This window comes from Niallia sp. FSL W8-1348 (assembly GCF_038006745.1).
Classification (GTDB): Bacteria; Bacillota; Bacilli; order Bacillales; family Cytobacillaceae; genus Niallia; species Niallia alba.
Genome location: NZ_JBBOVV010000001.1, coordinates 3756109 through 3774924, shown reverse-complemented (window position 1 = coordinate 3774924; position 18816 = coordinate 3756109). Strand labels below are relative to the sequence as shown.

The following is an 18816-nucleotide window of genomic DNA, read 5'->3' as shown; positions in this document are numbered from 1 at the left end:
TTAAACTAATTGATCTAACACCTTTTGGATTCGATTGGTCATTTGACGATGCTCTAATAGATTTCGTTCTCGATTTGTTTGTAATTCCCAAACTCTTAAACCTGCGGTGAAATTACTTTTCTGGAATAACATCTGTAAATCTTGCCAGCTTTTTATAAGCTCATACTCACCCTTATACATTTCCACAGCATGCTTAAAATCTATATCTAAAGGAGTTCCAAATAATAACTCAAAATGTCTTGGCAGCTCTACTTGTGGAAGAAACGAAAAGATACCTCCACCATTATTATTGATTAACAGTACAGTAATTGGCAGCTGATACAACTGAGATAGGATTAAACCATTAAGATCGTGGAAAAAGGTTAAATCCCCAACAATTAAAAATAGAGGCTGCTTTATAACCCCTACACCGAGAGCGGTAGATATTGTTCCATCAATTCCATTTGCACCTCTATTGGCAACAATGGTAACTTCTTTATTTTGCTTATGAAAGAATGTATCTAAATCACGAATTGGCATACTGTTACCTACAAATAACACTGCATCATTAGGAATTAATTCTCCTAAGCTGTGGAAAAGCTTGGCTTCACTTATTTCTTGGATTTCCGCCGTTTGCATTAATTCCTTCTTCGTAAGCTCATTAATTTCAATCCATTTATTTAAATAGTGATTTAGTGAGCAATGAGAAATAACTGATGTAAGCTTTTCGCAAAAATAACCTTCTTCACAATAAACCATTTCTGTAGTTAATTGGTTAGGATCCCTGTAGCCACTACCTCCATCTACAACAATCTGTTTTGCTTGTTCATTTTCACGTAAGAAAATGGTTAATGGCTTAGAGACAGGCATACTTCCAAATCTAATAATCACATCTGGTTTTAGTAAGGATTTTACCTTTTCATTTCTTAAAAAAGTATCATATGTGTCAATGATAATTTCCTTGTCCGCACTCTTGCTTCGTAGTTGTGATAATGGATCAGCAATGATTGGAAAACCAGTCTGTCCCGCTAGTTTTATTACCTTTGCAAAAAATTCCTCATTATTTATTTCTCCACAAATAATAATTCCTTTTCTGTCCTCTTTCTTATTAAGAGTTGATACTAGATCCTGAAAATAAGAATCGCTTAATATAAACTCCCCAGTTTGAATTTGAATGGATGTTTTTTTCTGTTCTTCTAGACGATAATATTCTAAATTATCCAAATCAGGGATTAACGGTTCTCTTAATGGTATATTTACATGGACAGGACCACTAGGATGCTGCTTCGCCATTGCAATGGCTCTGGCTCCGACTGTCTTAGCATATCTAATCATACCTGGACTACTATCTGGTGTAGCCATTTCCATAAACCATTTTACATGCTTCCCATATAGATCTAATTGATCAATTGCTTGAGGAGCCCCAACATCTCTTAGTTCATGGGGACGATCTGCCGTCAACACAACTAACGGGATACGCGAAATTTTCGCCTCTACGATGGCGGGAAAATAATTCGCGGCAGCTGTTCCTGATGTACACACTAACACAGTCGGTTTCTTTGATGCTTTCGCTATTCCTAACGCAAAAAAAGCTGCTGATCTTTCATCAACATGTACATGTAACTGGATATCTTCTTCTTCTGCTAGCAATAGACTGATTGGTGTAGATCTCGAACCAGGGCTAATAACAGCATGCGCTACTCCGTTTTTTACTAACTCGGAAATCAGTGCATGCACATAAGCTGTTAACTGTTGCTGATGACTCATTTTATTTTCCTCCTAACGCAGTTAGCATCGGCTTAAATTTAATAGCTGTTTCCTCGTATTCAGAGTCAGGATCAGAGTCAGCGACAATCCCGCACCCAGCAAAGATTGTTGCAACATTGCCATGTAGTAAGCCTGAACGAATACTTACAGCGAATTCACCATTACCTTGATAATCAAGCCAACCGATTGGGGCACCATACATACCTCTATCTAGTCCTTCCACCTCTCTTATAACCTTTAACGCTTCTTCGCGTGGAAAACCACCGAGGGCTGGAGTTGGATGCAATAATCGAATTAAGGAAATTAATGATTCTGTTTCTTTCACCTTACCACTAACAGGTGTATAAAGATGCTGAATATCTCTCATTTTCATGATTTGCGGATTTGGTGGCATTTCTACCCTACTGCATACTTCTTCCATGGCATTCTTAATCATTTTAACAACATAATTATGTTCTTCTCTATTTTTTAAATCAGAAAGCAACGCTTCTGCTAGGGTATTATCTTCTTCTTTGTTTCCCCCTCTAGAAATAGAGCCAGCTAGACATGTAGAAAAAACGGTCTCTCCTTCTTTTTTTACCAATCTTTCAGGAGATGCCCCTATAAAGCATTTATCTTTTGCTTCCAAGGCGAAAATATAACCGTTGCTCTGTTGTTGTATTAATTTTTTTAGTACAAGCTCTGATTCTAATTCTCTTGAGAAATGGATTTTACTAGCACGAGCTAACACTACTTTTTTTAGATGTCCATCTAAATTGCTTATTACTTTATCAACCGTATTCTTCCATGTTGCACGGTCTACCTCTGTTATTTTCTTAATAGACGGTTCAGATGGAGAAGAATATTCTTCTAATTTTTTTTGAAATGCGAACGAGTTTTTTTCCAGCTCCACTTTTGCATTTTCTATTCTATCTTTTTGAATAAATATATTTGTTGTAATGAATTGAATTCCATTTATTTCACTTAACATAAACTGTGGCACATAAAAATGGGCTTCAGAGAATCCATCCCAGTCCTGAGTCTTCTCTTTTAATGGATCAAAGGAAAAACCCCCTAAAAGAACAGGACCAATTCCAATATGATTGAATTCATTAAATACAATCGCATTTTCTATAAGCTGTTTCCATTTCTTCTCCACATAAGAATACGAACTTTCTCCTTTTGAACATTCAATTTTTTCGCAAACGCCAATTCCTACTAGCATGTTTTCCCCAGAAGGTTCTTTCCAAAAAAAACGTTTCCCCTTATAGGCATGGAATTTAGAAAAAAAGTCCAGAATATCCGTGTTTTCTTCTATCTTCCTGACTTCACTAACTAAAATTGTGGAAGAAACACTATCCCTTATTTTTGTTTGTACCATTGTTCCAAATGCTTCATTCATCCCGTTTTGAATCCCCCTAAAACAAATCAAGAGTTTTATTTCTTGATTCTATTGGTTCAAAGATATACGCTTACTTATTATTTTAGCATATTTTACGATACACCTGTCCTTTATATTATGTCAATCATAGTGAATTCTTAATGCCGTTTCCAAATTTTGTACAATATAAAAAAATCCTCTTAAAAAGAAGAGGTTTGATAACCATAAAACAGGGAAATTTATGAATAGCTTGTCTTACATTTAATCTCCAATTACGTTTATACTGTTTTGTTATAATCGTATAGATAAGGATGTGTTTAACTTGTTGTCAACAGAACAAATAAATCATTTAAAAAAAGAATTAGAAGACAGAAAATCAAATGTATTGAATAGGATTAATGGATATGCAAGTGAAGAAAATGTTCAAGAATCAGTAGGTGAATTATCAAGCTATGATAACCATCCGGCAGATATGGGAACCGAGTTATATGAAAGAGAAAAAGATTCAGCATTAGAAGAACATGACCAATCTGAATTAAATAAAATTAATAACGCTTTGAAAGCAATAGAAGATGGATCTTATGGGATTTGTAAAGTTTCAGGAAAAGAAATTCCTTATGAGAGATTAGAAGCAATTCCAACTGCCCTCACTCTCAAAGAATATAGCGAAGAACAATCTATAGCTTCTGATCGCCCAGTTGAAGATGATATCCTTGAACTAGCTCATGGAAATGAATATCGTCACTATGATACTGGTGACGTGAGAGACTATCAAGATAGTTTTCAAGAAGTTGCCCGCTATGGGACATCTGAAACTCCCTCAGATTTAAGAGGTGATTTTAAAGATTATGATAGTCTTTATGATAGGGATAGTGATAACGGAGACTTCCCTGAAGACTATGAAGCCTTTACAGCTACAAATATTGATGGCTCTGAACGATCTGTTTACCCTTCTAAAGAAAAGGAACAATATGAGCAGGCATTAGATGATGAAGGAATAGAAGCTCCTTTTGGAGATGTCCCTTACCGTAAAACAGATGGATATACAGACAATAAGGGAAAAAAAGAGAAATAAGGTTGGGACATAATTTTTTCAGCTATAAATAAACCCGAATAATTATACGATAATAACACACCATTGTTCAGGTTTATAAAAGACTGTTTCAGTAAAGTTGGTGTTAATATCCGCAGCCTGAATACACTTCGCTTTCCATGGGGCGAGCGCCGAGCCGCGGTCTGCCTATGTCCTGCAGGGTCTCGGACTTTCTCGCAGCTCCCATAGGAGTCTACGTGTATTTAGGCTGCTCCATTTTTCTTGCTAATTTATTTTTTCTTGGCAAAAAATAAATTTTTAGAAATTGCCTTTAAAAACGAAGTGGAATGGAGCGGAAAACACTCGACTCCTGCGGAAAATAGAGGAAAGCGAGTGTTTGTAGCGCAATGGAACGAATTAGTTTTTAGACTTGACTATATTTAAAAACTTAGAATACTTTATTTAAGAGCTAAATGAGATTGTTCGTCTTTACAGAGTGGCTATTTAGTTTTATCCCCGCCTCTTCCAGCTCTTAAGAATAAGGTTTTATATGCCAAATATCATCTGCATATTCTTTTATTGTGCGATCACTTGAAAAATGACCTGACATAGCAATATTAACAATACTTTTTTGTAGCCAATCTTGCTTATTCTTAAATACCTGATTCACCTTTTCATGAATATTTGCGTAAGAATTAAAATCTTTTAAGACGAAAAATTGATCATTCTCTATTAGTAAAGAATCAAGAATGGGATCAAATTCATTGGAAGGATGATCATAAAATCCATTTTTCAATTGATTGAATACCTCATGAATCCTATCATCATGATAATAATACTCCCGAGAACTATAACCGCCATTTTGATAAAGTTCTAATACTTGATCTGCATTCATTCCGAAGATGAAAATATTCTCATCTCCCACTAAATCATGCATTTCAATGTTAGCACCATCAAGTGTTCCGATGGTCAATGCACCATTCATCATAAATTTCATATTACCTGTACCGGAAGCTTCTTTACTTGCTGTTGATATTTGCTCACTAACATCAGCAGCAGGAAAAATATGCTCTGCCAGTGAAACACGATAATTTTCGAGAAAGACAACCTTTAATTTATCTTGGATTCTTTTATCATTATTAACTTTATGAGCAACTGTATTAATTAATTTTATAATTTTCTTGGCATAATAATAACCAGGTGATGCCTTTGCTCCAAATATAAATGTTCTCGGTTCCATGTCAATCGTTGGATCTTCTCTTAACTTATTATAGAGAGTCATGATATGCAGAATATTTAGTAACTGTCTTTTATATGCGTGCAGCCTCTTTACCTGTACATCAAAAATAGAAGAAGGGTCTACAAGGATACCATTTTTCTCCTTAATAATCTTAGCTAGTATCTCTTTATTATTATGCTTTATAGAGGCAATATTTTCTTTAAAATTCACATCGTCCTGGTAATTAAGCAATTCCTTTAGAAAAATGGGCTCATCAATCCATTTATCACCAATGGTTTGAGAAATTAAGTTCGTCAACTTAGGATTTGTTTTTATTAACCACCTTCTATGAGTGATGCCATTTGTCTTATTATTAAACTTTTCGGGATAAAATGCATAGAAATCAGCCATTTCTCGTTTCTTTAAAATCTCCGTATGAATTTCTGCTACTCCATTTACACTATAGCTACCGACCAAAGCTAAATGAGCCATCTTTATCATGCCATGTGCAATTATTGCCATTTTCTCAATTTTTTGAAAATCACCCGGATACCGTTCCCATAATTCTTTACAGAAACGCTCATTTATTTCATTGATAATCATATAAATCCGTGGTAATAAAGGTTGGAATATATAGATTGGCCATTGCTCTAATGCTTCAGATAATGTGGTATGATTGGTGTAAGAAATAGTATTTGTAGTAATATCCCATGCTTCTTCCCAGCCTAATCCTTCCTCATCCATTAATATTCTCATAAGCTCAGGGATTGCCAATACGGGATGCGTATCATTTACGTGGATGCTTATATAGTGATGCATTTCACTAATATTTTTATGTTGCTGCTTATAATTTCGAACAATGGACTGTAAGCTTGCAGAAACTAAAAAATATTGTTGTTTTAAGCGTAAGATTTTGCCTTCGTCATTGGAGTCATCTGGATACAAAAATCCTGAAATTGATTCAGTTTCCCTTTTATATCGCATAATATCTTTGACATCTTTTGCAATCAAAGATGTTGGCTCCGCATTCCACAACCTTAGTGTATTAACAGTCGACGTATGATAACCGATTACTGGTACATCATGTGGAACTGCTGTTACAGCTTCGGCATTTAAATGCCGAAACTGTAACTTCCCATTCCTTTCATACATATCGATATTTCCCCAGAAATAAATGTCTACCGCTAAATCTTCTTTTCTGACTTCCCAAACCTGTCCTTGCTTTAACCATTGTTCAGGTAATTCAATTTGGTATCCATCCACAATTCGCTGTTCAAATAATCCATGCTTATATCGAATGCCATAACCATGCCCTGGCAAGTTTAATGTTGCGAGAGAATCTAAGAAACATGCAGCAAGTCTTCCTAGTCCACCATTTCCAAGACCAGCATCATGCTCAATATCTTCTACTTCAAAGAAATCAATTCCAAGATCTGCCAATCCTTCTATTACAACTTGATCAATGCCTAAGTTTATTAAGTTATTATGAAGCAATCTTCCTAATAAAAACTCGATTGAAAGATAATACACCTGTTTTCCATTATTATTACGGCTTTGCTCATTTGTCTGTATCCAATTCGAGCTTACATACTCTCTAATCATGTGACCTAATGTTTGAAAATGATCGCTACTTGTTGTATCTTCAAAGGTTTTTCCATATGTCATCTCAAGCCTTTGCAAAAAATACCTTTTAAATCGTTCCTTATTAGAAAACATGGGATTCACTCCTCGAGATAAGCTCTGCATATAATTGATTATATTTGAATGCAGATTGAGCCCAACTATTATCCATCGACATCGCATTCTTCATTAGTTTATGCCATACTTCTTTATCCTCTTTATAAAAACCAATACCTCTTCTAATCGTAAAAAGCATGTCATGGGCATTAAAATTAGTAAAACTAAATCCATTTCCTTCTTCTGTCAGCTCATTATAAGAGAAAACTGTATCATTAAGTCCACCAGTTTCTCTTACAATTGGGATATTACCATATCTTAATGCAATTAACTGTCCTAATCCACATGGTTCAAACTTAGAAGGCATTAGAAATAAGTCGGCACCTGCATATATTTGATGAGCTAAGTTTTCATCAAATCCAATATAGGCTTTACACTTGTCAGAATACGTATATTCCATTTCACGGAAAAAGTTCTCAAATTCCGGATCCCCAGTTCCTAATACTAGGAACTGTACATCCTCTTCCATTATTTCATGAAATACGTGCCTTACTAATTCCAATCCCTTTTGACTAGTTAATCTGGTAATCATACAAATAATTGGAACCTCTGGATCTTCCTTTAATCCAAACTTCTGCTGAATAAATTTTTTATTTTCTTGCTTTTTTTCTAAAGAAGTAACCGTATAATTAGCTGTTATCCCTGGATCTGTTTCTGGATTATATGTTTCCTCATCGATACCATTTATAATGCCATATAAATCAGACTCTCTCTGCTTTAATACATTATTCAGCTTCTCCCCATAATATTCTGTTTGGATTTCGTTTTTGTAGGTAGGGCTTACTGTTGTTATTTTATCAGTAGCAATAAGTCCCCCTTTCATCAAATTAACGTTTCCATAAAATTCAAGATTATCTGCTGTAAAATAATAATCATTTAAATTAAATAAATCACCAAGAACCTCTCTTGGCAATATTCCCTGAAATTGAAGATTATGTATGGTAAAAACAGTTTTTATATTGCTATACTCTTTTTTCCACTTATAGTCGACATTCAATAAGAAAGGGATCATTGCTGTATGCCAATCATGGCAATGAATAATATCTGGATAATCGGCTAAATAAGGTAAGCTCTCTAATACGGCTCTATTAAAAAATGCAAAGCGTTCGCCATCATCTCCATAGCCATACAAGCCACTTCTCTTAAAGTACCACTCGTTATCAATAAAATAAAAAGTAATACCATCCACTTCTAACTCTTCAATTCCACAATATTGATTTCGCCAACCGATTGGAACAAAAAAATAACATCGCTTCTTAATATTAGCAAGTAAATGTGCTGGAATATCTTGATATTTTGGCATAATTACAGCCACATCCGTGCCTTGTTTTTTTAATTCTTTAGGAAGAGAACCAGCCACATCTGCCAGTCCTCCTGATTTTATAAATGGTACACATTCTGAAACTGCAAATAATACTCTCACGAATTCATCAACGCTCCTTGCACTGTTCCTTTTCTTACGACAAAGGGAGAATTAGCAGTACCAATCATCACTGTACCACTTTCTACGATTACATCCTTATCTAAAATAACAGAATCTAACTGGCAATTTTCTCCGATTGTACACTTTTGCATGATAATACAGTTTTTTAAACTAGAACCCTTTCCGACTTTAACCGCTCTAGATATAATACTATTATTAATATCACCTTCTATAAAGCAACCATTCGCTATCATGGAGTTTTTTACTTCTCCTGTACTAGTATAACGAGTAGGTGGCTCATCTTTTACTTTTGTAAATATTGGTCTCTCTTTTATAAAAAGCTGATTCCATACATTTGATTTTAATATATCTTTACTTACACGATAGTAACTAGATATAGAATCTATTTTTTCGGCATAGCCGTTATATTCATATTCACATATTTTTAACTGATTATTAATATCTAACACAACGTCCTTCATGCATGTATAACCTGTTGCATCCCTTGAGTCTATTAAATTAATTAGCTTTGATTTCTTGATTAAATATACTTCTAACGAATTCCCATTATTAGTAACTTCCGTTATATCACAACCAGAGGCGAGATGACGCTCTAATACAGGATTAAAATTCATATTAAAAACAGTAAAACAATTTGCAACTAATGCATATTCTTGTTTACTGCGGTGAAAATAATCAATATTTGCCGCAAAGTGATTAAATGAGCCAATTCCATTCGTATTAGAATCAGAAATAGAGGCTGGAAAGAAGAATAAACCATCTCTCTTTCTGTCCAAGTCCCAATTTTTCCCTGATCCTAAGTGGTCCATTAACGAGCGATACTGATACTTTGGAAAAATAGCAACGCTTCCTATTCCAGAGTTCACCATATTGGAAAGGACAAAATCGATTAATCGATATCGTCCACCAATTGGAAGTGCAGCAAGTGTACGATGAGCAGTTAACTCTTCTAAATCTTCCAGGTGTGTTGTTGCATCAATAATGCCCAGCATTGATCTTTTCATCTTAATCCCTCCTATCTAGTTTGTTAGGAAATCATTTCATTAACCATTTCTTCTGTAACCAATACTACCTCATCTAGGTCTTTCTCTGGTTTAATGACCATTCCATCTGGTATTGTAATGTCAGAAGGGACAATAGCCTTCTCTATATAAACATCATTTCCAATCTTCGCATCAGGCATTATGACAGAACTACGTATGATTGTCCCTTTCCCTACAGTCACCCCCTGGAAAACAATTGATTTTTCTAAATCTCCACTAATAATACAACCTTCATTCACCATAGACTCTCTTACATGTGCATCACTTGAGATATATTGTGGGGGATGATTTGGATTAACCGTATAGATTCTCCAATTATAATCAGAGATATTTAATGCACTATTATCATCCAGCAAATCCATATTTGCTTCCCAGAGACTTTGAACAGTTCCAACATCTTTCCAATATCCTTTAAATGGGTAAGCTACAACCTTTTTCTTTTGTTCTATTAGTAAAGGAATTATATCTTTCCCAAAATCATGGGAGGAATTTTTATTTAAGTTATCTTCTTCTAGTAATTCTTTCAATACCTTCCATTTAAAAATATATATCCCCATTGAGGCTAAATTATTTTTAGGATGTTGAGGCTTCTCTTCGAATTCTATGATATCCATATCTTTATTTGTATTCATGATTCCGAATCTACTAGCTTCTTCCCACCCTACTTGAATAACCGAGATAGAAGCATCTGCTTGCTTATTGATATGATACTCAAGCATTTCTTCATAATTCATTTTATAAATATGATCTCCTGATAAAATAAGAACATATTCAGGATCATATTGAGACAAATAGTTCTGATTTTGATAAATAGCACTTGCTGTTCCTGTATACCATTTTACTTCAGATGATTCACTGTATGGGGGCAATACGGTTACCCCTCCATTGACACGGTCTAGGTCCCATGCACTTCCTATCCCAATATATGAGTTCAAAACTAAGGGCTGATATTGCGTTAAAACTCCAACCGTTTCTATTCCCGAATTGGAACAATTGCTTAAAGTAAAATCAATAATTCGATATTTCCCTCCAAAAGGAATAGCCGGTTTTGCTAAACTCTTAGTTAAAGAATAGAGTCTACTCCCCTTTCCCCCTGCTAGAAGCATTGCGACGCACCGTTTCTTTCCCATTTCCTTTTCTCCCCTTCCGATGTTGAACTGGACGTAAAATGATCATACTAAAAGCTGGTATTGTGAGTTGAACAGAATAAGGTTTTCCATGAAATTCTACTTTTTCTGCTTTTATTACTTTTTTATTTATATAATTAGCTCCACCAAATCTATCAGTGTCACTATTTAATATTTCTCGGAAAGAGTTATTTAGAGGCACGCCAATTCTGTAATTTTCGTAAGTATGATAAGTGAAATTACAAATGACGACTAAATAATCCTCTTCGCTCTCAGCTTTACGTATAAAGGAGAATATCGACTGTTCTCTATTGTTTACATCTATCCAATCAAAGCCTTCATTTACGTGATCCAATTGAAACAAGGGCTTAGATCTTTTATAGATTTTTAATAGCTCCTTCATATACTCATTTGCCTTTTGGTGCATCTCATAATCTAGCAGCATCCAATCTAACTGTTCCTTATCTTTCCATTCTGCAAACTGTGCAAATTCATTTCCCATAAATAATAATTTTTTTCCTGGATGGGCAATCATATATCCTAAAAGAAGACGAAATTGAGCAAATTTTTGCCAATAATCGCCTGGCATCTTATCTACTAATGATTTTTTTCCATGAACAACTTCATCGTGTGAAAATGGCAAAACAAAATTTTCGGAAAAGGCATAATGTAGAGAAAAGGAGACTTTATCATGAACATGTTTTCTATGAACGGGATCAGTTTCCATATAGGTTAAAATATCATTCATCCATCCCATATTCCATTTGTAATGGAACCCAATGCCTCCATAATGGACTGGAGCCGTTACTTGAGGCCAATCAGTAGAATCCTCAGCAAACATTAAGACTGTTGAATCGTATTGACAAACTGTTTGATTAAGCTTTTGAAGGAAATCGATTCCATATTGATTTACACTGTTTTCATTTGAATTGGGCCAATAAATAATATTGGAAACAGCATCAACTCTAAATCCGTCGACGTGAAAATATTCCATCCAAAAGATTGCGTTTGAAATAAGAAAACTCTGTACTTCATTTTTTCCTAAATCAAAATTAGCTGTTCCCCATACATGATTCTCACGATCCATCGGATTTGCATAATCAAATTGACTCGTTCCATCAAACTGATAAAGACCATGTGCATCTTTACAGAAGTGGCCAGGGACCCAATCTAAAATAACGCCAAGACCGTGCTGATGGCATTGATCGATAAAATACATTAAATCTTTTGGTTCCCCAAATCTACTTGTCGCTGAATAATATCCTGTACCTTGATACCCCCAAGATATATCAAGTGGATGTTCTACTAGAGGTAGCAATTCTAAATGTGTAAATCCTTGTTCAACAACATATGGAATTAATTCATCAGCAAGTTCTCTATAAGTATAAAGATCTCCATTCTCATGAATTTTCCAAGAACCTAAATGAACCTCATATATAGCAAGTGGCTCATTTAAATAGTTTTTCTTAGCCTTTTTTTGTTTCCATTTTGTATCTTTCCATTTATAGCCTTCCAATGAATAAACAATTGACGCTGTATTGGGTCTTACTTCAGAGAAAAAAGCATATGGATCAGCTTTCAAGAATACTTTTCCATCAGGCGTCGTTAATTTGTACTTGTACATAGAACCTGTTAGATCCTTATCGACATTTAGAAGCCAAACACCTTCATTATTTATTTGTTCAAGGGAATATCCCTCACCACTCCAATTATTAAAATCCCCAACTAATTGGATACTTAGAGCATTGGGAGCCCAAACACAAAAACTGGTGTAAACCTCTCCATTTTTATGATGAACATGGGATCCAAATAATCTATAGCTCTCAAACAAGTTACCTTCATGAAATAAATGTAGTTGAAATTCTGTTGGGTATACTGTCTCCACTGTCATCCTACTTTCTATTGCATTTAATATTAAGTGACTAAATTTTACACTTTGTACAATTGCAATTCCCTTTTTTTCGATATCCAAAACAAATTACGACAACCATTGCTAAAATTTATACATTAAAGTAAATCCGATTAATTTTAATATTCTATCAATAAAGTGTAAATCCTTTTTTGTTTTTAAAATTTTATGATACTATAAAACTTTTTATGTTTAATTGACTGATTTAGATTGTGAATTTTTATCATAGATTTTTATTAATGAGAAATACTAAGAAGGATTTTTATAATAAGAAAGGAACATTATTATGAGTAAAAGTGAAGAAGACTACCTTAAAGAACAATCAATGAGAGAATCCCATCCATTTTTTGAAGCACCAGATCAAAAAATACTAGCTATCGATTTATTTAGAGGGCCATATACTGGATTTCTTTCCGATTTTGATTTAAATAATCCTGGGAATAAATTGCTGACTAGTGAGGCTAAATGGGAGGAAGATTTAAAACGGGGAAAATTTTAAATCATATACTTCATTCTTAATCTTTCCATTTGGGGATTTGAATATTGGTTTATATGATATAAAGATAAACAAAAAAACTGATAGCAAATGCTATCAGTTTTTTTATGACCCGTACGGGATTCGAACCCGTGTTACCGCCGTGAAAGGGCGGTGTCTTAACCGCTTGACCAACGGGCCAATGGCGGAGAAGGAGGGATTTGAACCCTCGCGCCGCTTACGCGACCTACACCCTTAGCAGGGGCGCCTCTTCAGCCTCTTGAGTACTTCCCCAAAAAAAATGGCTCCGCAGGTAGGACTCGAACCTACGACCGTTCGGTTAACAGCCGAATGCTCTACCACTGAGCTACTGCGGAATATTTTTTTATGGTGGGCCTAAATGGACTCGAACCATCGACCTCACGCTTATCAGGCGTGCGCTCTAACCAGCTGAGCTATAGGCCCAAATATGGAGCGGGTGATGGGAATCGAACCCACGACATCAGCTTGGAAGGCTGAGGTTTTACCATTAAACTACACCCGCGTATTTTCATTATTTATAATGGGGCGACTAATGGGAATCGAACCCACGAGTGTCGGAGCCACAATCCGATGCGTTAACCACTTCGCCATAGCCGCCATCATAATTAAATTGTCATTTTAGTTTCTCTCTAAAATGGTGGCTCAGGACGGAATCGAACCGCCGACACAAGGATTTTCAGTCCTTTGCTCTACCGACTGAGCTACTGAGCCATTAGTTAATGCTATTTACTTTTTGAAAAAATGGCGGTCCGGACGGGACTCGAACCCGCGACCTCCTGCGTGACAGGCAGGCATTCTAACCAACTGAACTACCGGACCAGATTGCGGGGACAGGATTTGAACCTGCGACCTTCGGGTTATGAGCCCGACGAGCTACCAGACTGCTCCACCCCGCGACGATAATAAATTATTTAATTAAATGGAGGAGGAAGGGGGATTCGAACCCCCGCGCGGTTTGACCCGCCTGTCGGTTTTCAAGACCGATCCCTTCAGCCGGACTTGGGTATTCCTCCTCAATGAAATGGTGGACCTTGTAGGACTCGAACCTACGACCGGACGGTTATGAGCCGTCTGCTCTAACCAACTGAGCTAAAGGTCCAATATATTATGGTAGCGGCAGAGGGGATCGAACCCCCGACCTCACGGGTATGAACCGTACGCTCTAGCCAGCTGAGCTACGCCGCCATCATTAATAAATATAAAATTGGTGGAGCCTAGCGGGATCGAACCGCTGACCTCCTGCGTGCAAGGCAGGCGCTCTCCCAGCTGAGCTAAGGCCCCAATAAGTTTTCGCTGGTCGGGAAGACAGGATTCGAACCTGCGACCCCTTGGTCCCAAACCAAGTGCTCTACCAAGCTGAGCTACTTCCCGTAATATAATGGCGCGCCCGAAAGGAGTCGAACCCATAACCTTCTGATCCGTAGTCAGACGCTCTATCCAATTGAGCTACGGGCGCTTTATTTTAAAAACAATGGTGCCGAGGACCGGAATCGAACCGGTACGGTAGTCACCTACCGCAGGATTTTAAGTCCTGTGCGTCTGCCAGTTCCGCCACCCCGGCATTGTTTTATGGAGCGGAAGACGGGATTCGAACCCGCGACCCCCACCTTGGCAAGGTGGTGTTCTACCACTGAACTACTTCCGCGTCTATTTAATTAATAATTGGTGCGGGTGAAGGGAGTCGAACCCCCACGCCTTGCGGCGCTAGATCCTAAGTCTAGTGCGTCTGCCAATTCCGCCACACCCGCTTAACATGCTTTTAAAAACTAATTAATGGTGAGCCATGGAGGATTCGAACCTCCGACCCTCTGATTAAAAGTCAGATGCTCTACCGACTGAGCTAATGGCTCAAAGATGGTGCCGGCTAGAGGACTTGAACCCCCAACCTACTGATTACAAGTCAGTTGCTCTACCAATTGAGCTAAACCGGCAAACATAATGGTGGAGGATGACGGGATCGAACCGCCGACCCTCTGCTTGTAAGGCAGATGCTCTCCCAGCTGAGCTAATCCTCCATATAATATAATTGCCTAGCGACGTCCTACTCTCACAGGAGGAGAACCTCCAACTACCATCGGCGCTGAGAAGCTTAACTTCCGTGTTCGGTATGGGAACGGGTGTGACCTTCTCGCTATCGCCACCAGACTTTTATTGGGACATGTATTATTATACATGTTTTAGAATAATTTTCAAGTATTTTTTTAAAAAATTATTCCCTCAAAACTAGATTATGAAGTAAAAAGAAAGAAATAAGTAATCAATTGTCCAGCTCCAACGCCTATCGCCTATCAAACTTCCGATCTCCTCCCTACGATAAGTCAACATCAGTTCACTCTCGTTCACTGTGTTTCCTTTATCTCAGTCGAAGCTCTTCCAGTTTGTACGCCGATAAACAGGCGTTTCTGCTTTTCATTTTAGTTAAGTCCTCGATCTATTAGTATCAGTCAACTCCACATGTCGCCACGCTTCCATCTCTGACCTATCAACCTGATCATCTTTCAGGGATCTTACTAGCTTACGCTATGGGAAATCTCATCTTGAGGGGGGCTTCATGCTTAGATGCTTTCAGCACTTATCCCTTCCGCACATAGCTACCCAGCGATGCCTTTGGCAAGACAACTGGTACACCAGCGGTGCGTCCATCCCGGTCCTCTCGTACTAAGGACAGCTCCTCTCAAATTTCCTACGCCCACGACGGATAGGGACCGAACTGTCTCACGACGTTCTGAACCCAGCTCGCGTACCGCTTTAATGGGCGAACAGCCCAACCCTTGGGACCGACTACAGCCCCAGGATGCGATGAGCCGACATCGAGGTGCCAAACCTCCCCGTCGATGTGGACTCTTGGGGGAGATAAGCCTGTTATCCCCGGGGTAGCTTTTATCCGTTGAGCGATGGCCCTTCCATGCGGAACCACCGGATCACTAAGCCCGACTTTCGTCCCTGCTCGACTTGTAGGTCTCGCAGTCAAGCTCCCTTGTGCCTTTACACTCTACGAATGATTTCCAACCATTCTGAGGGAACCTTTGGGCGCCTCCGTTACTTTTTAGGAGGCGACCGCCCCAGTCAAACTGCCCACCTGACACTGTCTCCCACCCCGATCAGGGGTGCGGGTTAGAATGTCAATACAGCCAGGGTAGTATCCCACCAATGCCTCCACCGAAGCTGGCGCTCCGGCTTCCAAGGCTCCTACCTATCCTGTACAAGCTGTACCAAAATTCAATATCAGGCTGCAGTAAAGCTCCACGGGGTCTTTCCGTCCTGTCGCGGGTAACCTGCATCTTCACAGGTACTATAATTTCACCGAGTCTCTCGTTGAGACAGTGCCCAGATCGTTACACCTTTCGTGCGGGTCGGAACTTACCCGACAAGGAATTTCGCTACCTTAGGACCGTTATAGTTACGGCCGCCGTTTACTGGGGCTTCAATTCAGAGCTTCGCACTACACGTGCTAACCCCTCCTCTTAACCTTCCAGCACCGGGCAGGTGTCAGCCCCTATACTTCGCCTTGCGGCTTCGCAGAGACCTGTGTTTTTGCTAAACAGTCGCCTGGGCCTATTCACTGCGGCTCTCTCGGGCTTTAACACCCAAAAGAGCACCCCTTCTCCCGAAGTTACGGGGTCATTTTGCCGAGTTCCTTAACGAGAGTTCTCTCGCTCACCTTAGGATTCTCTCCTCGCCTACCTGTGTCGGTTTGCGGTACGGGCACCATAAATCTCGCTAGAGGCTTTTCTTGGCAGTGTGGAATCAGGAACTTCGGTACTATATTTCCCTCGCCGTCACAGCTCCGCCATATGGTAATGGGATTTGCCTCATTACCGGCCTAACTGCTTGGACGTGCTAATCCAACAGCACGCTTACCCTATCCTCCTGCGTCCCCCCATTGCTCAAATGATTTAAAGGTGGTACAGGAATATCAACCTGTTGTCCATCGCCTACGCTTTTCAGCCTCGGCTTAGGTCCCGACTAACCCTGAGCGGACGAGCCTTCCTCAGGAAACCTTAGGCATTCGGTGGATGAGATTCTCACTCATCTTTCGCTACTCATACCGGCATTCTCACTTCTAAGCGCTCCACCAGTCCTTACGGTCTAGCTTCAACGCCCTTAGAACGCTCTCCTACCACTGACATCATAGATGTCAATCCACAGCTTCGGTGATACGTTTAGCCCCGGTACATTTTCGGCGCAGAGTCACTCGACCAGTGAGCTATTACGCACTCTTTAAATGGTGGCTGCTTCTAAGCCAACATCCTGGTTGTCTAAGCAACTCCACATCCTTTTCCACTTAACGTATACTTTGGGACCTTAGCTGGTGGTCTGGGCTGTTTCCCTCTTGACCACGGATCTTATCACTCGTAGTCTGACTCCCAAGAATAAGTATTTGGCATTCGGAGTTTGTCTGAATTCGGTAACCCGATGGGGGCCCCTAGTCCAAACAGTGCTCTACCTCCAATACTCTCAATCTTGAGGCTAGCCCTAAAGCTATTTCGGAGAGAACCAGCTATCTCCAAGTTCGATTGGAATTTCTCCGCTACCCACACCTCATCCCCGCACTTTTCAACGTGCGTGGGTTCGGGCCTCCATCCAGTGTTACCTGGACTTCACCCTGGACATGGGTAGATCACCTGGTTTCGGGTCTACAACCACATACTATTTCGCCCTATTCAGACTCGCTTTCGCTGCGGCTCCGTCTTTTCAACTTAACCTCGCATGTAATCGTAACTCGCCGGTTCATTCTACAAAAGGCACGCTATCACCCATAAAAGGGCTCTAACTACTTGTAGGCACACGGTTTCAGGATCTATTTCACTCCCCTTCCGGGGTGCTTTTCACCTTTCCCTCACGGTACTGGTTCACTATCGGTCACTAGGGAGTATTTAGCCTTGGGAGATGGTCCTCCCTGCTTCCGACGGGATTTCTCGTGTCCCGCCGTACTCAGGATACACTCAAGAGGGAACGAAGTTTCGACTACAGGGTTTTTACCTTCTACGACTGACCTTTCCAGATCGATTCGTCTACCCCGTTCCTTTGTAACTCCATATAGAGTGTCCTACAACCCCAAGAGGCAAGCCTCTTGGTTTGGGCTAATCCCGTTTCGCTCGCCGCTACTCAGGGAATCGCGTTTGCTTTCTCTTCCTCCGGGTACTTAGATGTTTCAGTTCCCCGGGTCTGCCTTCAGTACCCTATGTATTCAGGTAAAGATTCTATCCCATTACGGATAGAGGGTTCCCCCATTCGGAAATCTCTGGATCAAAGCTTACTTACAGCTCCCCAAAGCATATCGGTGTTAATCCCGTCCTTCATCGGCTCCTAGTGCCAAGGCATCCACCGTGCGCCCTTTCTAACTTAACTTAGTTGTCGGCTAAAGATAAACTTCACATCTCTTCGTCAGCTTCTTCACTCTGCTCCTCACGTACTGTCGTACGCTCCGGTGCTCGCTCCGTCGCTTCCTTGACCTGCTCGTTTCTCTTTACCCTCCATTCTTTGAATAGGTATTCGTTTAATACGATTACTTTTCAAAGAAATAATTCTCTAACATAGAGAATCTAAGATGGCGATTACTCGGTTTCTTTCTTGTTTTTACTATTCATAATCTAGTTTTCAAGGAACAATTTCGGCTAAAGATAAACTTCGCATCTCTTCGTCAGCTTCTTCGTTCTGCTCCTCACGTACTGTCGTAC

9 protein-coding genes, 21 tRNA genes and 2 rRNA genes are annotated in these 18816 nt (G+C 39.1%); 2 read left to right on the top strand and 30 right to left on the bottom strand.

Annotated features, from left to right (window positions below; translation table 11 throughout):
- A complete protein-coding gene (gene menD / locus NST60_RS17845) occupies positions 1–1746 on the bottom strand; it encodes a 2-succinyl-5-enolpyruvyl-6-hydroxy-3-cyclohexene-1-carboxylic-acid synthase (RefSeq protein ID WP_169188995.1) in 1746 nt (581 codons plus the stop codon).
- Between the two features lies 1 nt (position 1747).
- The gene (locus NST60_RS17840) at positions 1748–3127 is read right to left on the bottom strand and encodes an isochorismate synthase (protein ID WP_016202883.1); all 1380 of its coding nucleotides are present in this window, start codon (positions 3125–3127) and stop codon (positions 1748–1750) included.
- A gap of 292 nt (positions 3128–3419) precedes the next feature.
- Between NST60_RS17840 and NST60_RS17835 the strand changes: the two genes are divergently transcribed.
- Entirely contained in the window at positions 3420–4181 is a 762-nt protein-coding gene (locus NST60_RS17835) for a TraR/DksA C4-type zinc finger protein (RefSeq protein WP_407939841.1), read from the top strand.
- A gap of 490 nt (positions 4182–4671) precedes the next feature.
- Here the strand turns inward: NST60_RS17835 and NST60_RS17830 are convergent, their stop codons facing one another.
- Genes NST60_RS17830 through glgB form a run of 5 tightly spaced genes read right to left on the bottom strand, consistent with a single transcriptional unit; the run spans position 4672 to position 12600 of the window.
- Complete coding sequence (locus tag NST60_RS17830) at positions 4672–7074, bottom strand: glycogen/starch/alpha-glucan phosphorylase (protein WP_169188997.1); 2403 nt, start codon at positions 7072–7074, stop codon at positions 4672–4674.
- Positions 7064–8518, bottom strand: coding sequence for a glycogen synthase GlgA (gene glgA, locus NST60_RS17825; RefSeq protein ID WP_101730614.1), 1455 nt, complete (start codon positions 8516–8518; stop codon positions 7064–7066). The genes NST60_RS17830 and glgA overlap by 11 nt, the downstream gene beginning before the upstream one ends.
- On the bottom strand, positions 8515–9543 hold the full coding sequence (locus NST60_RS17820; protein ID WP_212119658.1) for a sugar phosphate nucleotidyltransferase: 1029 nt from the start codon (positions 9541–9543) through the stop codon (positions 8515–8517). Before NST60_RS17820 ends, glgA begins: the two co-directional genes overlap by 4 nt.
- A 23-nt stretch (positions 9544–9566) precedes the next feature.
- Entirely contained in the window at positions 9567–10712 is a 1146-nt protein-coding gene (locus tag NST60_RS17815; protein ID WP_101730612.1) for a glucose-1-phosphate adenylyltransferase, read from the bottom strand.
- Positions 10660–12600 (bottom strand): 1,4-alpha-glucan branching enzyme, encoded by a 1941-nt coding sequence (gene glgB / locus NST60_RS17810; protein WP_341099894.1) that lies wholly within the window; start codon positions 12598–12600, stop codon positions 10660–10662. The genes NST60_RS17815 and glgB overlap by 53 nt, the downstream gene beginning before the upstream one ends.
- 304 nt (positions 12601–12904) lie before the next feature.
- Between glgB and NST60_RS17805 the strand changes: the two genes are divergently transcribed.
- Positions 12905–13117: a hypothetical protein gene (locus tag NST60_RS17805; protein ID WP_016202891.1), complete on the top strand. Its 213-nt coding sequence runs from the start codon at positions 12905–12907 to the stop codon at positions 13115–13117.
- A 105-nt stretch (positions 13118–13222) separates the two neighbouring features.
- Here the strand turns inward: NST60_RS17805 and NST60_RS17800 are convergent.
- The 23 genes from NST60_RS17800 to NST60_RS17690 form a co-directional block, all read right to left on the bottom strand.
- Positions 13223–13294: transfer RNA gene (locus NST60_RS17800), tRNA-Glu, on the bottom strand.
- Between the two features lie 2 nt (positions 13295–13296).
- Positions 13297–13387: transfer RNA gene (locus NST60_RS17795), tRNA-Ser, on the bottom strand.
- A gap of 8 nt (positions 13388–13395) precedes the next feature.
- A tRNA-Asn gene (locus tag NST60_RS17790) sits at positions 13396–13470 on the bottom strand.
- Positions 13471–13481: 11 nt separating this feature from the next.
- A tRNA-Ile gene (locus NST60_RS17785) sits at positions 13482–13558 on the bottom strand.
- 5 nt (positions 13559–13563) lie between these two features.
- Positions 13564–13637 (bottom strand) — tRNA-Gly (locus tag NST60_RS17780).
- A 19-nt stretch (positions 13638–13656) separates the two neighbouring features.
- A tRNA-His gene (locus NST60_RS17775) sits at positions 13657–13732 on the bottom strand.
- A gap of 38 nt (positions 13733–13770) precedes the next feature.
- A tRNA-Phe gene (locus NST60_RS17770) sits at positions 13771–13846 on the bottom strand.
- Positions 13847–13877: 31 nt separating this feature from the next.
- A tRNA-Asp gene (locus tag NST60_RS17765) sits at positions 13878–13954 on the bottom strand.
- 3 nt (positions 13955–13957) lie between these two features.
- Positions 13958–14031, bottom strand: a tRNA-Met gene (locus tag NST60_RS17760).
- Positions 14032–14055: 24 nt separating this feature from the next.
- Positions 14056–14148: transfer RNA gene (locus tag NST60_RS17755), tRNA-Ser, on the bottom strand.
- A 9-nt stretch (positions 14149–14157) separates the two neighbouring features.
- Positions 14158–14234 (bottom strand) — tRNA-Ile (locus NST60_RS17750).
- A gap of 9 nt (positions 14235–14243) precedes the next feature.
- Positions 14244–14320: transfer RNA gene (locus NST60_RS17745), tRNA-Met, on the bottom strand.
- A gap of 20 nt (positions 14321–14340) precedes the next feature.
- Positions 14341–14416, bottom strand: a tRNA-Ala gene (locus NST60_RS17740).
- Positions 14417–14429: 13 nt separating this feature from the next.
- Positions 14430–14506: transfer RNA gene (locus tag NST60_RS17735), tRNA-Pro, on the bottom strand.
- Positions 14507–14514: 8 nt separating this feature from the next.
- Positions 14515–14591 (bottom strand) — tRNA-Arg (locus NST60_RS17730).
- A gap of 16 nt (positions 14592–14607) precedes the next feature.
- Positions 14608–14696: transfer RNA gene (locus NST60_RS17725), tRNA-Leu, on the bottom strand.
- Positions 14697–14705: 9 nt separating this feature from the next.
- Positions 14706–14780, bottom strand: a tRNA-Gly gene (locus NST60_RS17720).
- An 18-nt stretch (positions 14781–14798) separates the two neighbouring features.
- Positions 14799–14883 (bottom strand) — tRNA-Leu (locus NST60_RS17715).
- A gap of 26 nt (positions 14884–14909) precedes the next feature.
- Positions 14910–14985, bottom strand: a tRNA-Lys gene (locus tag NST60_RS17710).
- A 5-nt stretch (positions 14986–14990) separates the two neighbouring features.
- Positions 14991–15066 (bottom strand) — tRNA-Thr (locus NST60_RS17705).
- Between the two features lie 8 nt (positions 15067–15074).
- A tRNA-Val gene (locus NST60_RS17700) sits at positions 15075–15150 on the bottom strand.
- A 13-nt stretch (positions 15151–15163) separates the two neighbouring features.
- Positions 15164–15280: ribosomal RNA gene (rrf, locus tag NST60_RS17695) — 5S ribosomal RNA — on the bottom strand.
- Positions 15281–15549: 269 nt separating this feature from the next.
- Positions 15550–18487, bottom strand: a 23S ribosomal RNA gene (locus tag NST60_RS17690).
- Between the last annotated feature and the right edge of the window lie 329 nt (positions 18488–18816).

Coding starts and splice junctions, on each gene's coding strand:
- menD (WP_169188995.1), bottom strand. CDS start 1,746: ATGAGTCATCAGCAACAGTTAACAGCTTATGTGCATGCACTGATTTCC.
- NST60_RS17840 (WP_016202883.1), bottom strand. CDS start 3,127: ATGAATGAAGCATTTGGAACAATGGTACAAACAAAAATAAGGGATAGT.
- NST60_RS17830 (WP_169188997.1), bottom strand. CDS start 7,074: ATGTTTTCTAATAAGGAACGATTTAAAAGGTATTTTTTGCAAAGGCTT.
- NST60_RS17820 (WP_212119658.1), bottom strand. CDS start 9,543: ATGAAAAGATCAATGCTGGGCATTATTGATGCAACAACACACCTGGAA.
- NST60_RS17815 (WP_101730612.1), bottom strand. CDS start 10,712: ATGGGAAAGAAACGGTGCGTCGCAATGCTTCTAGCAGGGGGAAAGGGG.
- glgB (WP_341099894.1), bottom strand. CDS start 12,600: ATGACAGTGGAGACAGTATACCCAACAGAATTTCAACTACATTTATTT.
- NST60_RS17805 (WP_016202891.1), top strand. CDS start 12,905: ATGAGTAAAAGTGAAGAAGACTACCTTAAAGAACAATCAATGAGAGAA.